The organism is Agromyces tardus (genome assembly GCF_003710805.1).
Classification (GTDB): domain Bacteria; phylum Actinomycetota; class Actinomycetes; order Actinomycetales; family Microbacteriaceae; genus Agromyces; species Agromyces tardus.
On sequence record NZ_RHHB01000045.1, the window covers coordinates 1 to 13,952 of the forward strand.

Below are 13,952 nucleotides of genomic sequence, written 5' to 3' on the forward strand. Positions count from 1 at the left end.
TGCTCTGGAACCTCACCGGCGGCGTCGACGGCGGCGTGCACGCGACGGATGTCACGAACGCCTCGCGCACCATGTTCATGGACCTCGAGACCCTCCAGTGGGACGACGAGATCCTCGCCGCGTTCGGAGTCCCGAAGTCGATGATGCCCGCGATCCGGGCCTCCTCGGAGGTGTACGGCACGGTCGAGCCCTCGAGCCTGTTGCGCGAGGTGCCCGTCGCGGGCATCCTGGGCGACCAGCAGGCGGCCACGTTCGGCCAGGCGGCCTTCGATGCCGGCGAGTCGAAGAACACGTATGGAACGGGCAACTTCCTCATCTTCAACACCGGCGAGGAGATCGTCCACTCAAAGAACGGCCTGCTCACGACCCTCGGCTACAAGCTCGGCGACGACAAGCCGCACTACGCGCTCGAGGGATCGATCGCCGTGACCGGGTCGCTCATCCAGTGGCTCCGTGACAACCTCGGGATGATCTCCTCGGCCGCCGAGGTCGAAGAGCTCGCGAAGACCGTCGACGACAACGGCGGCGCGTACTTCGTGCCGGCGTTCTCGGGGCTCTTCGCACCGTACTGGCGATCCGATGCGCGCGGTGCCCTCGTGGGCCTGACCCGCTACGTGAACAAGGGGCACATCGCGCGCGCCGCGCTCGAGGCCACGGCCTTCCAGACCCGCGAGGTCCTCGACGCGGTCAACGCCGATTCCGGTGTCGATCTCACCGAACTCAAGGTCGACGGCGGCATGATCGCGAACAACACGCTCATGCAGTTCCAGGCCGACATCCTCGGGGTGCCGGTGGTGCGGCCGGTGGTCGCGGAGACCACGGCGCTGGGCGCGGCCTACGCCGCGGGCCTCGCAGTGGGCTTCTGGGCCGACCTCGACGAGCTCCGCGCCAACTGGCAGGAGGACTCGCGCTGGGAGCCGAAGATGGATCCCGACGAGCGGGCCCGCCAGTTGCGGCTCTGGAAGAAGGCCGTCACGAAGACCTTCGACTGGATCGACGACGACGTGTCGCACGAGTGACGCGACGCGTGTGACACGAAGGGCCCCGCGGCATCCGCGGGGCCCTTCGCCCGGTGTGCCGGTCTGCGGATGCCGCGATCCGCGCGTGCGAGCGTCAGGCCCGGGTGGCCGCGATCCACTCGTCGAGCTTGCGCGCGGCGGCGCCGCTGTCGATGGCCTCCTCGGCGACGGCCATCTTGTCGTGGAAGCGGTCGAGGATCGCGCGCTGGAACTGGCTCGGGTCCTTCGCGAGCTCGAACGACACGAGCCCGGCGGCGGCGTTGAGCACGACGATGTCGCGCACCGGGCCGCGCTCGCCGCCGAGCACGGCGTGCACGATCCCGGCGTTGTGCTGCGCGTCGCCTCCGGCCAGGCGGTCGATGGTCGTGCGGGCGATGCCGAGGTCGCGCGGGTCGAGGTCGTGCTCCTTCACCTGGCCGCGCGACACCTCCCAGATGTGGCTGTGCCCGGTGGTCGTGAGCTCGTCGAGTCCATCGTCGCCGCGGAACACGAGCGCCGTCGCGCCGCGCGTCTGGAACACGCCGACGATGAGCGGCACCCGGTCGAGGTGCGCGACGCCGACCGCCGAGGCCTCGGGGCGTGCCGGATTGCACAGCGGACCGAGGAAGTTGAACACCGTGGGCACGCCCAACTCGGAGCGGACCGGACCCGCGTTCTTGAATCCCGGGTGGAACGCTCCGGCGAAGGCGAAGGTGATGCCGGCCTCGCCGAGCACCCCGGCGACGCGTTCCGCGGGCAGCGTCAGGTCGAGCCCGAGGGCGGCGAGCACGTCGGACGATCCCGACGCCGAGCTCGCGGCGCGATTGCCGTGCTTGATGACCGGAACGCCGGATGCCGCGGCGACCACCGATGCCATCGTGGACACGTTCACCGTGCCGAATCGGTCCCCTCCGGTACCCACGATGTCCAGTGCCATCGGGTCGACGGGCAGCGGCACCGCATGCTCGAGGATCGCGTCGCGGAACCCCACGATCTCGTCGACCGTCTCGCCCTTGACCCGCAGCGCGATGAGGAATGCGGCGAGTTGGGCGTTGGTCACGGAGCCCGTCATGACCTGCTCCATGCTCCACGCGGCATCCGACACGCTGAGGTCCTCGCCGTCGAGAAGCGCGGTGATGATGGCTGGCCAGGTCTGCAGGGCGGGCATCCTCCGATCCTATCCGCCCGTTCACAGTGGATTCACGGTGCATTGGCACGCCCTCCGCAGGTGCTCCGCTGGGCTCGCCGATCTTTTCGGCCCCATGATGACGAAAACTCGGCGCCGATATCAGCCATAATGGGATGGTGACGAGCACCTCATTGACGTTCCAGGCGAGCGCGCCCGTGATCAAGCGCCCCAACACCGTTGCAGTGGGCACGATCGTGTGGCTGGGCAGCGAGGTCATGTTCTTCGCGGGCCTCTTCGCGATCTACTTCACGCTGCGCTCCACGTCGCCCGACCTGTGGGAGTTCGAGGCGGGCCGCCTCAACTTCCCCTATGCCCTGACGAACACGATCATCCTCGTGGCCTCGTCGTTCACCTGCCAGTTCGGCGTCTTCGCAGCGGAGCGGAGCCAGCCCTACGCGACCGGCTGGAAGCCGACCCAGTGGGGCATGGTCGAGTGGTTCTTCCTCACCTACGCCATGGGCGCGATCTTCGTCGCCGGCCAGATCTGGGAGTACGCGACCCTCGTGTCCGAGGGGATCGCGCTCGACTCCAACGCCTACGGTTCCGCGTTCTACCTCACGACGGGCTTCCACGGCCTCCACGTGACGGGCGGTCTCATCGCGTTCCTCCTCGTCATCGGGCGCACGTTCTCCGTGAAGAACTTCGGTCACCGCGAGGCAACCAGCGCCATCGTCGTCTCCTACTACTGGCACTTCGTCGACGTCGTGTGGATCGGGCTCTTCCTCGTCATCTACGTACTCAAATAGGCATCACCAGGAGCGCCAGACCGCAATGCCCGTGAACAGGAAGAGATCCATGAACCGCTCGAAGCGACGCACCGGACGCCGGCACCCGCTCGCCACCGTCGCGCTGCTCGCGCTCGGCCTCGTCTTCACCGGCGGCGCCTACGCCGCCTTCAGCACGGGCACCGCCCAGGCCGAGGCTGCTCCCAACTCGCAGGAGACCATCGACGAGGGGTCGAAGCTCTTCCAGGCCAACTGCGCGACGTGCCACGGCCTCGACGCCCAGGGAACCGCCAACGGCCCCAGCCTCATCGGCGTGGGCGCCGCCGCGGTCGACTTCCAGGTCGGCACCGGCCGCATGCCGATGCAGATGAGCGGCCCGCAGGCCGAGAAGAAGCCGGTGCAGTTCACCGACGAGCAGGTCAAGCAGCTCGCGTACTACGTCGCCTCGCTCGGCCCCGGCCCCGACATCCCCGCCGACAGCCTCGTGAACGGCGGCGGTGACGCTGCGAACGGCGCCGAGCTGTTCCGCATCAACTGCGCGATGTGCCACAACGTCGCGGGCGCCGGCGGCGCGCTCACCGAGGGCAAGTTCGCTCCCCCGCTGACGGATGTCACCGGCGTGCACATCTACGAGGCGATGGTCACCGGCCCGCAGAACATGCCGGTGTTCAACGACCTCAACATCTCGCCCGAGGACAAGCGCGACATCATCACCTACCTGCAGTACGTGCAGGACAATCGTTCGCCCGGAGGATTCGAGCTCGGTTCGCTCGGTCCGGTCGCGGAGGGCCTGTTCATCTGGATCTTCGGTCTCGGCGCGATCGTCGCGATCACCGTGTGGATCACGGCGAAGTCCAACTAGCGCACGCCCGGCACTGAAGAAGCAAGAAGGAGAACCATGGCACAGGACGACCACAGCGGCGCAGAGCTCGCCGCTGCCGACTCGTCGCACGCCGCGAACGTCCCCGCCGTGAAGACGGGCACCGCACTCATCCAGGCCGACGCGTTCGAGAACCCGGGCTTCCCCCCGCACCGTCCTCGCGTCACCGATGAGGATCCGAAGAAGGAGCGGCGTGCCCAGCGCACCGTGTACACGCTGTTCTACCTGTCGATCCTCGGCAGCGTCTGGGCGATCGCGGCCTACATGCTCTTCCCGATCGAATCGAACGACGTCGGCGCCGTCCGCCTGAACAACATGTTCATCGGCCTCGGTGCCACGCTCGCGCTGCTCGGCATCGGCTTCGGCGCCGTCCACTGGGCCAAGGCGCTCATGGAGGACGTGGAGCTCGCTGACGAGCGGCACAAGATCGGCGGCAACGAGGTCGCCCGTGCCGGCGCGGTCAAGGTGTTCCAGGACGCCGACCGGGAGTCGGGCTTCACCCGGCGCTCGGTGATCCGCAACAGCCTCATCGGCGCGCTCGTCGTCTTCCCGCTCCCTGCGATCGTGCTCTTCCGCGGATGGGCACCGCAGGACGAGCACCCCGTCGAGCTCCTGAGCCACACGATGTGGCAGAAGGGCACCCGCCTCGCGCTGGACCCGTCCGGCGCTCCCATCAAGGCCGCCGACGTCACGATCGGCAGTGCCTTCCACGTGATCCCCGAGGGACTGAACGATCTCGAGCACGGTCGGCTCGAGCAGAAGGCCAAGGCAGCCGTGCTGCTCATGCGCCTCAACCCCGAGGATCTCAACGAGAACGTGAATCGCACCTCCTGGTCGTACAACGGCATCGTCGCGTACTCCAAGATCTGCACCCACGTCGGTTGCCCGGTTGCGCTGTACGAGCAGCACACCCACCACCTGCTCTGCCCCTGCCACCAGTCGCAGTTCGACGTGGCCGACCACTGCAAGGTGATCTTCGGGCCGGCGAAGCGTCCGCTTCCCCAGCTGCCGATCGCCGTGGATGACGAGGGCTACCTCATCGCGCAGAGCGACTTCACCGAACCTGTCGGTCCGAGCTTCTGGGAGCGTCATTGAGTACCGCAACCCCCACCGCACCGCAGCGGCGTTCCGCCACAGCGGCAGCCTCCAACTACATCGACGAGCGCACGAGCCTGTCGGTCTTCGTCAAGGAGCTCGGCCGCAAGGCCTTCCCCGACCACTGGTCGTTCCTGCTCGGTGAGGTCGCGCTCTTCAGCTTCGTCGTGGTGCTCATCACGGGCACGTTCCTGACGTTCTTCTTCCAGGCCTCCATGGCCGAGGTCGAGTACGACGGCTCGTACGTCCCGCTGAAGGGCGTGGAGATGTCGGTCGCGATGGCGTCGACCCTCGACATCTCGTTCGACATCCGCGGCGGCCTGTTCGTGCGGCAGATGCACCACTGGGGCGCGCTGCTCTTCGTCGCCGCCATCGGCCTGCACATGCTCCGCGTGTTCTTCACCGGCGCGTTCCGCAAGCCCCGCGAGCTCAACTGGGTCATCGGCTTCACGATGTTCATCCTCGCGATGGGCGAGGGATTCACGGGCTACTCGCTTCCCGACGACCTGCTGTCGGGCAACGGCCTCCGCATCATCGACGGCATGATCAAGGGCATCCCGCTCATCGGCACCTGGACGTCGTTCCTGCTGTTCGGCGGTGAGTTCCCGGGCACGGCGATCGTCGGCCGTCTCTACTCGCTCCACATCCTGCTGCTGCCCGCACTGCTCGTGGCCCTCGTCGCAGTGCACCTGCTGTTCGTGGTGGTCCACAAGCACACGCATTACGCCGCGCCGGGTCGCACCCAGCAGAACGCGGTGGGCCCGCCCATCCTGCCGATCTACGCAGCGAAGGCCGGTGGATTCTTCTTCATCGTCTTCGGTGTCCTGGCACTCATCGCCTCGATGTTCACGATCAACCCGATCTGGAACTACGGACCGTACGACCCCTCCCCCGTCTCCGCGGGTACACAGCCCGACTGGTACATCGGCTTCGCCGACGGCGCGCTTCGACTGATCCCGCCGGGCTGGGAGTTCGTGTGGCTCGACCGCACCTGGTCGTTCAACATCCTCGTGCCGCTCATCGCGCTCGGACTCTTCATCCTCCTCGTCGTGAGCTACCCGTTCATCGAGGCGTTCGTCACGGGCGACAAGCGCGAGCACCACATCGCCGACCGTCCGCGCAACGCGCCCACCCGCACGGCGATCGGTGCCGCCGGTGTCACCTTCTACGCCGGCCTCTGGGCGGCGGCGAGCTCCGACATCCTCGCCACGCACTTCAGGCTGACGATGGAGGGGGTCATCCACGCACTCCAGGCGGTGGTGCTCATCGGGCCGTTCATCGCGTACTTCATCGCGAAGCGGGTCTGTCTCGCGCTCCAGAAGAAGGACCGCGAGATCGTGCTGCACGGATACGAGTCCGGCCGCATCGTGAAGCTCCCCGGTGGCGAGTTCATCGAGGTGCACCAGCCGCTCGATGAGTACGACCGCTGGAAGCTCGTGAGCTACGAGACGAACCAGCCGCTCATGCTGCGCCCGAACGACCGCGGCAAGATCACGGTCGCGCAGAAGATCCGCGCCGGGATGTCCCGCTGGTTCTTCGAGGACCGCATCGCCCCGGTCACCAAGGGTGAGCTCGAGGCGTCGCACCACTCCTCGCAGCACTGATCCACAACACCACGGGTTTCGGGCACCGGACCATGTCGATCGACTCGACGTGGCTCCGGTGCCCGAACTGCTTCAGGGACCTCGATCCGATCGACGCCCGGACGCTCGGCTGCACGGAGGGTCACCGATTCGACGTTGCGAAGAATGGAGCGGTCACGCTCCTGCCGCCTCGCGCACCACGGACCATCGGCGACAGCCGGGAGATGCTCGAGGCGCGCCACGACCTGCTCGCGTCAGGCATCTACCGGCCCATCGCCGCGGCGATCATCGACGCCAGCAGGAGCAGGGTGGCCGCATCAGTCGCCGTCCGCGTCGCCGACCTGGGCTGCGGAACCGGGTACTACGCGGCACAGCTCGCCGAGGAACTCCCGAACGCCGCATTCCTGCTGGCCGATCGCTCTGCCACCGCGGTGCGAATGGCGATGCGCGGCGTGCCGGCATCGACGGGCGTCATCCTCGATCTGTGGCGGCCGCTGCCCGTGCGTGATGCGACGGCCGACGTCGCCGTCAACGTGTTCGCCCCCCGCAACGCGGCCGAGTTCGCCAGGATCCTCCGTCCGGACGGCGCCCTCATCGTGGTGGTGCCCACCGGCGACCACCTGCGGGAACTTCGCACCACCGGCGGGATGCTCGACATCCCGCGCGACAAGGATGCACACGTCACGGGTCGATTGCTGCCGGCCGGATTCGAGCTGGAGCGTTCCGAGCGCGTGGAGTACGTCGCGGACGTCGATGTCGCGCAGCGCGCCGCGCTCGTCGACATGGGTCCCTCCGCGCATCACGCGCACGCCGACCGCCACGGAACGGACCTCGCGGCCGTCACCGTCTCGGTGGACGTGCTGCTGTTCCGCCTGGGGGCCACCGTGCTTCCGCAATCGGCCTGACGGGTCGAGCGGGGCGATGCACGGATCCGCGCCCCGCCGGCGACGCCACCGATCCATACTGGTGTCATGGACGACTGCTGCGGAGTCCCCGACGCAGGCCGGTACGACGCGGTCTTCGGCGCACGCTTCGCACGTGACGTCGCTCGCCGCTACCGGAGGCGCGGGCTGACCGGCACCGAACGTCGCATCGTCGACTTCGTGACCGCGACGGGGATCGACGGCGCCTCCGTACTCGAGGTGGGCGGTGGGGTCGGTGAGATCCAGCTCGAGCTCCTCTCACGCGGAGCCTCCAGCGCCGTCAACCTCGAACTGTCGCACGCCTACGAGGCGGAGGCCACGGCGCTCATCACCCGCGCAGGAGTCGCCGACCGGGTCACTCGCCTCCTCGGGATCGACCTCGCGCGGGCACCGGAAGCGGTCGAGCGGGCCGACGTCGTCATCCTCCACCGCGTGGTGTGCTGCTATCCCGACTACGAACTGCTGCTCGCCGCTGCCGCGGGGCGAGCTCGGCAGACCCTCGTGTTCAGCCATCCCCCACGGTCGTGGCTCACCCGATGGGGCGTCGCCTTCGAGAACCTCATGTTCCGAATGGGGCGGCAGAGCTACCGCGGGTTCGTCCATCCACCGGAGGCGATGATCGACGTGGTCCGCCGCCACGGCCTCGATCCGACCTTCCGGTCCCGGGGATTCGCATGGTCGGTGATCGGCGCGACCCGTCCGCAGGCCGTGGCCTGACGGCGCAGGTCCCCGGACACGATGAAGGCCCCGGCATGCGTGCCGGGGCGTTCATCGGAGTGGTTCAGCGGGCGAAGTTGCCGCGGTAGTACTCGTAGACCCAGCCGACCAGGCTCACGAGGCCGAGCGGCACTGCGATGAACGAGATCCAGAAGCCGACGGCCAGACCGGTGAAGAGCAGCGCGGCCGACCCGGCGAGCATGATCGGCCACCAGCTCCACGGGCTGAAGAAGCCGAGCTCGGCGTCTCCGTCGTCGATGTTCGCGTCGAGGCGATCTTCCGGAAGCTCGGCGCCCTGCTCCCGGTGCACGCGGCCGAGGTAGAACGCGATGAACGCGCTCAGGACGGCACACAGCGAGAGCGCCACCAGCCCGACCCATTCGACGCCCGGCTCACGTTCGTCGATGATGGTCCAGAAGATGTAGATGCCCGCGGCCAGCGTGAAGAACGCTGCGAGGATCCAGAACAGGATGACATTCGCGCGCATGTGCTACTTCACTTCCTTGCTGTCGACGTCGTAGACCGGAGCCTGGGGCGCGTCCTTGGCCGGGCCGATGCCGACGGGGATGCCGGCCTCGGGGTGGTTCAGGTCGAACGCGGGCCGCTCCGAGCGGATGCGCGGGATCGACGTGAAGTTGTGGCGCGGCGGCGGGCAACTCGTCGCCCACTCCAGCGAACCGCCGTACCCCCAAGGATCGTTCACGGTCACCTTCGGCGCGCGACGTGCCGTGATGTACACGTTCAGGAACCACGGGATGAGCGAGATCGCGAGGATGAACGCTCCGATCGTGGAGAGCTGGTTCATCCAGGTGATGTTGTCCTCGGGCAGGTACGAGTAGTACCGGCGAGGCATCGCGACGACGCCCAGCCAGTGCTGGATGAGGAACGTCGTGTGGAAGCCGATGAACAGCAGCCAGAAGTGCCACTTGCCGAGCGTCTCGTTCAGCATCTTGCCGGTCCACTTCGGCCACCAGAAGTAGAAGCCGGCGAACATCGCGAACACGACCGTGCCGAACACCACGTAGTGGAAGTGCGCGACGACGAAGTACGTGTCGGAGACGTGGAAGTCCAGCGGCGGCGACGCGAGGATGACACCCGTGAGTCCGCCGAACACGAAGGTGATGAGGAAGCCGAGCGCCCAGATGATGGGCGTCTCGAACGTGATCGAGCCTCGCCACATCGTGCCGATCCAGTTGAAGATCTTCACACCCGTCGGCACGGCGATCAGCATGGTCATGAGGGCGAAGAACGGCAGCAGCACCGAGCCGGTGACGTACATGTGGTGCGCCCACACCGAGACCGAGAGCGCCGCGATAGCGATGGTCGCGTAGATGAGCGTCTTGTACCCGAAGATCGGCTTGCGGCTGAAGACGGGGAAGATCTCGGACACGATGCCGAAGAACGGCAGCGCGATGATGTACACCTCGGGGTGCCCGAAGAACCAGAACAGGTGCTGCCACAGGATGACGCCGCCGTTGGCGGGGTCGTAGATGTGGGCACCGAAGACGCGGTCGGCGGCGGCGGCCAGGATCGCGGCGGCGAGCACCGGGAACGCCATCAGGACCAGGATCGAGGTGACGAGCGTGTTCCAGGTGAAGATCGGCATGCGGAACATCGTCATACCCGGGGCGCGCATCGTGATGATGGTGGTGATGAAGTTCACCGCACCGAGGATCGTGCCGAAGCCCGAGAGACCGAGGCCCAGCATCCAGAGATTGCCGCCGATTCCCGGCGAGAACGTCGTCGATGCGAGTGGCTGATAGGCGAACCAGCCGAACGAGGCGGCGCCCTGCGGCGTGAAGAAGCCGGCCACGGCCATCAGCGAACCGAAGTTGAAGGCCCAGTAGGCGAACGCGTTGAGGCGCGGGAACGCGACATCCGGCGCACCGATCTGGAGCGGCATGAGCACGTTGGCGAACCCGGCGAACAACGGGGTCGCGAACATGAGCAGCATGATCGTGCCGTGCATCGTGAACAGCTGGTTGTACTGCTCACGCGTCTGCACGATCTCGAGACCCGGCTCGAAGAGCTGTGCGCGGATGATGAGGGCCATCACGCCGCCGATGCAGAAGTAGATGAACGACGTGATCAGGTACAGGTACCCGATGACCTTGTGGTCGGTCGACGTGATCCACTTGACGAGGATGTTGCCCTTGCGCTCGACCGAGGGTGCGCCGAACGGGTTGCTCGCAGGACGAGCCGGTGCGGTCATGGTGCTCATCGCGGCTTACTCTTCCTCTTTCAGCTGGGGCGCGCCCGTGCCGGGCAGGTTCTGGTTGCGGTCGTACTCGCTCGAGAGCTGGCCCTCCTGGCCCTTGTCCCGAAGCGACTGGATGTAGTCCTGGTACTCGGACTCGGAGACGACCTTGACGTTGAAGAGCATCAGCGAGTGGTACTCGCCGCAGAGCTCGGCGCACTTGCCGGCGTAGGTTCCCTCGCGTGTCGGCGTGACGTACATGTAGTTCGTCTTGCCGGGGATCATGTCCTTCTTGTAGAGGAAGTCCACGACCCAGAACGAGTGGATCACGTCGCGCGCGTTGAGCTCGATCTCGATGTGGGCGTCGACCGGGAGCACGAGCGTGGGGATCTCGGACTCCACGAGCGAGCCGGCGGGGCCCTCATCGGAGAGCTGGCCCTGGATGCCCGGCGAGTAGACGTCCTCGTCGACGTAGTTGAAGTCCCAGGCCCACTGCTTCGAGATCGCCTCGATGTGCACGACGTCCTCGCCCTCGGCGAAGGGCTGCTCGATCTCCTGCTGGTCGCGCGCCGTGAAGGCGAAGAAGCCGAGCACGAGGATGAGCGGGACGACGGTGTAGAACACCTCGATCGGCATGTTGTAGCGCAGCTGCACCGGCAGGCCGGTCTGGCCCTTGCGCCGGCGGTACGCGATGACGGCCCAGATCGTGAGACCCCAGGTGATGATGCCCACGACGAGCAGCACGATCCACGAGGTGACCCACAGTCCCGAGACGCGCTCGGTGTTGTCGGTGACCGGGGGCTGGCCCTCCTCGAACCCGGGGAGGAATCCGTTCAGCTGGGCTGTCGTGCACCCTGCGAGTACGAGGCTGAGCGACGCTGCGATCGGAACAGCAGCCCATCGGAGACGGCGATTGTGGCGCACCGGTGACCTTTCGGGAGACTCGAAGACGCTTCTCAGCGAAGCGCATTGATCGTTCCTAGCCTACATCCGACTCGACCGCGCGCGTGTGCACGCCGGGCCCCGGAACGGCGGGTTCCGGGCCGAAATGCACCCCCACCTGAGAAAACGCCGAAGGGAGACCGCGCGAGCGGTCTCCCTTCGGAGTGGTTCGGGTGGGTCAGTGGAACGAGTCGCCGCACGCGCAGCTGCCCTGCGCGTTCGGGTTGTCGATCGTGAAGCCCTGCTTCTGGATCGTGTCCTCGAAGTCGATGGTGGATCCGTCGAGGTACGGCACGCTCATCTTGTCGACCACGACCTCGACGCCCTCGAAGTCGACGACGGCATCGCCGTCGAGCAGTCGCTCGTCGAAGTACAGCTGGTAGATGAGGCCCGAGCAGCCGCCGGGCTGCACCGCGACGCGGAGTCGCAGGTCGTCGCGGCCCTCCTGTTCGAGGAGGCTCCGCACCTTGTCGGCGGCAGGGTCGCTCAGCTTCACGCCGTGCGCGGTTTCGGTGATCGTGTCGCTCATTTCACTCCTCGAGAAGGGCAACGGATGCCGCCAGTCTACCTGCGCCGGCGGGGAGCACGCCCGGTCGGCGCTCAGGTTCGGTCGGGCGAGCCGGCTTCGCGCGCGTCGAGCCGCGCGAGGAAGAGGGCCTCGGCGAGCAGCGCCCGCCGGAACACGCCGAGGTGCAACGACTCGTTGGGGCTGTGCGCCCGCGAGTCCGGGTCCTCGACGCCGGTGACCAGGATCTGGGCGCGGGGGAACTCCTCGACGAGCTCGGCGATGAAGGGGATGGAGCCGCCGATCCCCACGTCGACCGGCTCGCGGCCCCACGCATCCGCCATCGCCGCCTTCGACTCGGCGACCGCCCAGCCGCTCGTGTCGACGAGGAAGGGCTGGCCAGTGTCGACGTCGTCGATCTCGATCCGAGCGCCGAACGGAGCATGCGCCTCGAGGTGGGCGCGCAGCGCCTCCAGGGCCTCGCCCGCGTCCTGCCCCGGCGCGATGCGGGCGCTCAGGCGCACCGCGACCGATGGGATGAGGGTGTTCGACGCGTTGGCCACCGACGGTGCGTCGATGCCCGTGACGGTGATCGAGGGCTGCGCCCAGATGCGCGAGAGGATGCTGCCGCGCCCGATGGGCGCCACGCCGTCGAGCAGGCCCGTCTCGGCCCGGAGTTGCGCCTCGTCGTAGTCGGGCGTCGCGAGGTCGGCGGAGGTGAGCCCCGCGACCGCGACGGAGCCGTCGGCGTCGTGCAGGGTGGCGAGCAGGCGCACGGCCGCGAGCATGGCGTCGGGCACCGCTCCCCCGAACATGCCGGAGTGCGAGGCGTGGTCGAGCGTCGACACTCGCAGGCGGAACGTGACGTTGCCGCGCAGCGCGACGGTGAGCGCCGGCGTCTCGACGTCCCAGTTGCTGGAGTCGGCGACGACGATCGCGTCGGCCTCGAGCAGGTCGCGGTGCTCGCGCAGGAAGTTCGCGAACGAGCGGGAGCCGAACTCCTCCTCCCCCTCGATGAAGAGGGCGATGCCGAGGTCGAAGTCGGGGCCGAGCACCTCGACGAGCGCACGAATGGCACCGATGTGGGCCATGACGCCGGCCTTGTCGTCGGCCGCGCCGCGCCCGTAGAGGCGATCGCCGCGGAGCGTGGGCTCGAACGGGGCCGAGTCCCAGTCCTCGTCGAGTCCGGGAGGCTGCACGTCGTGGTGCGCGTAGAGCAGGACCGTGGGGCGCCCGTTGCGGGCCGCGCGACGGGCGACGACCGCAGGCTGGCCGGATGCGGCATCCGCACCCTCGCCGATCGGCGCACGGCGGACGTCGACGACCTCGAACACGCCCAGTTCGCGGACCAGCCCGGCGACCGCCTCGGCGCTCGCGGCGACCTCGGCCGGGTCGAACGCCGACCAGGACACCGACGGGATCTTCACGAGGCGGGTGAGGTCGGCGATCGTCGACGGGAAGCCGGCCTCCACCGCGCTTCGCAGCGCCTCCAGGGTGTCGGGCTCGTCTGGGCGCACGGACTCGTCGGTGAGGGGGTGGGTCATGCGGGTAATCTTAAGGGAACCGATCATCGAGGACTCCCGTGGCAAACAACCCCACCCCCACCGACGCGCCCGGAACGGGCGACACCGCGGCATCCGGCGCACCCAAGGCCGGGAAGGGGGCCCCGACGCCCACCCGTGCCGAGCGCGAGGCCGCACGCAAGCGGCCGCTCGTGCCGAACGACCGCAAGGAGGCGGCGCGGCAGGCGCGGCAGCAGGCCGCCGAGTCCCGGGAGCGCGCGCGCGTCGGCATGGCCGCCGGCGATGAGCGCTACCTCCCCATGCGCGACCGCGGCCCGCAGAAGAAGTACGTGCGCGACTACGTCGACGCGCGGTTCAGCATCGGCGAGGTGCTGATCCCCGTCATGTTCCTCGTGATCATCCTCACGTTCATCCCGAGCTACGAGGTGCAGACCATCGGCATCTTCGCGCTGTGGGGCTTCTTCCTCGTCTCGGTGGTCGACGTCGTCATCCTCGGCGTGGTGCTGCGCCGCAAGCTCGCGGCGAAGTTCGGCGCCGAGAAGGTGGAGAAGGTGCGCTGGTACGCAGCCATGCGCGCCCTGCAGCTGCGTCCGCTGCGCCTTCCGAAGCCGATGGTGAAGCGCGGGCAGTACCCCGCCTGACCGGGCGCCGGCCGTCGCCGACGCCGACGCCGCG

General features: G+C 67.9%; 14 protein-coding genes and 1 pseudogene. 9 read left to right on the forward strand and 6 right to left on the reverse strand.

Annotated features, from left to right (window positions below; genetic code table 11):
- Window positions 1–1,019: FGGY family carbohydrate kinase (locus EDM22_RS15705; RefSeq protein WP_122938032.1), on the forward strand; the 1,019-nt coding region annotated here is incomplete at its 5' end.
- A gap of 94 nt (window positions 1,020–1,113) precedes the next feature.
- Here the strand turns inward: EDM22_RS15705 and trpD are convergent.
- The gene (gene trpD, locus EDM22_RS15710) at window positions 1,114–2,166 is read right to left on the reverse strand and encodes an anthranilate phosphoribosyltransferase (RefSeq protein WP_122938033.1); all 1,053 of its coding nucleotides are present in this window, start codon (window positions 2,164–2,166) and stop codon (window positions 1,114–1,116) included.
- Window positions 2,167–2,300: 134 nt separating this feature from the next.
- On the opposite strand from trpD, the gene ctaE reads away from it, so the two are divergent.
- From ctaE to EDM22_RS15740, 7 genes and pseudogenes are all read left to right on the forward strand, one after another.
- Window positions 2,301–2,933, forward strand: coding sequence for an aa3-type cytochrome oxidase subunit III (ctaE, locus tag EDM22_RS15715; protein WP_122938034.1), 633 nt, complete (start codon window positions 2,301–2,303; stop codon window positions 2,931–2,933).
- A gap of 49 nt (window positions 2,934–2,982) precedes the next feature.
- Complete coding sequence (gene qcrC, locus EDM22_RS15720) at window positions 2,983–3,774, forward strand: cytochrome bc1 complex diheme cytochrome c subunit (RefSeq protein WP_122938035.1); 792 nt, start codon at window positions 2,983–2,985, stop codon at window positions 3,772–3,774.
- 36 nt (window positions 3,775–3,810) lie between these two features.
- Window positions 3,811–4,887: a cytochrome bc1 complex Rieske iron-sulfur subunit gene (gene qcrA / locus EDM22_RS15725; protein WP_122938036.1), complete on the forward strand. Its 1,077-nt coding sequence runs from the start codon at window positions 3,811–3,813 to the stop codon at window positions 4,885–4,887.
- Entirely contained in the window at window positions 4,872–6,491 is a 1,620-nt protein-coding gene (qcrB, locus tag EDM22_RS15730; protein WP_376917967.1) for a cytochrome bc1 complex cytochrome b subunit, read from the forward strand. Before qcrA ends, qcrB begins: the two co-directional genes overlap by 16 nt.
- Window positions 6,492–6,523: 32 nt before the next feature.
- A pseudogene (locus tag EDM22_RS20265) lies at window positions 6,524–6,646 on the forward strand (putative RNA methyltransferase); the annotation flags it as partial.
- A gap of 48 nt (window positions 6,647–6,694) precedes the next feature.
- Window positions 6,695–7,375 (forward strand): methyltransferase domain-containing protein, encoded by a 681-nt coding sequence (locus EDM22_RS15735; protein ID WP_138708109.1) that lies wholly within the window; start codon window positions 6,695–6,697, stop codon window positions 7,373–7,375.
- Window positions 7,376–7,441: 66 nt separating this feature from the next.
- Window positions 7,442–8,110, forward strand: a complete 669-nt coding sequence (locus EDM22_RS15740) for a methyltransferase domain-containing protein (RefSeq protein ID WP_122938039.1) — start codon at window positions 7,442–7,444, stop codon at window positions 8,108–8,110.
- Between the two features lie 64 nt (window positions 8,111–8,174).
- Here EDM22_RS15740 and EDM22_RS15745 read toward each other — a convergent pair whose 3' ends face one another.
- From EDM22_RS15745 to EDM22_RS15765, 5 genes are all read right to left on the reverse strand, one after another.
- Complete coding sequence (locus EDM22_RS15745) at window positions 8,175–8,597, reverse strand: cytochrome c oxidase subunit 4 (protein WP_122938040.1); 423 nt, start codon at window positions 8,595–8,597, stop codon at window positions 8,175–8,177.
- A gap of 3 nt (window positions 8,598–8,600) precedes the next feature.
- Entirely contained in the window at window positions 8,601–10,322 is a 1,722-nt protein-coding gene (ctaD, locus tag EDM22_RS15750; protein ID WP_122938055.1) for an aa3-type cytochrome oxidase subunit I, read from the reverse strand.
- Between the two features lie 15 nt (window positions 10,323–10,337).
- Window positions 10,338–11,231: an aa3-type cytochrome oxidase subunit II gene (ctaC, locus tag EDM22_RS15755; RefSeq protein ID WP_122938041.1), complete on the reverse strand. Its 894-nt coding sequence runs from the start codon at window positions 11,229–11,231 to the stop codon at window positions 10,338–10,340.
- 196 nt (window positions 11,232–11,427) lie between these two features.
- Window positions 11,428–11,778 carry an iron-sulfur cluster insertion protein ErpA gene (erpA, locus tag EDM22_RS15760; protein WP_122938042.1) on the reverse strand — a complete coding sequence of 117 codons (351 nt, stop codon included), beginning with the start codon at window positions 11,776–11,778 and terminating at the stop codon, window positions 11,428–11,430.
- 71 nt (window positions 11,779–11,849) lie between these two features.
- On the reverse strand, window positions 11,850–13,298 hold the full coding sequence (locus EDM22_RS15765) for a dipeptidase (RefSeq protein ID WP_122938043.1): 1,449 nt from the start codon (window positions 13,296–13,298) through the stop codon (window positions 11,850–11,852).
- Window positions 13,299–13,336: 38 nt separating this feature from the next.
- Between EDM22_RS15765 and EDM22_RS15770 the strand changes: the two genes are divergently transcribed.
- Window positions 13,337–13,918, forward strand: a complete 582-nt coding sequence (locus EDM22_RS15770; protein ID WP_122938044.1) for a DUF3043 domain-containing protein — start codon at window positions 13,337–13,339, stop codon at window positions 13,916–13,918.
- The last annotated feature ends 34 nt before the right edge of the window (window positions 13,919–13,952 follow it).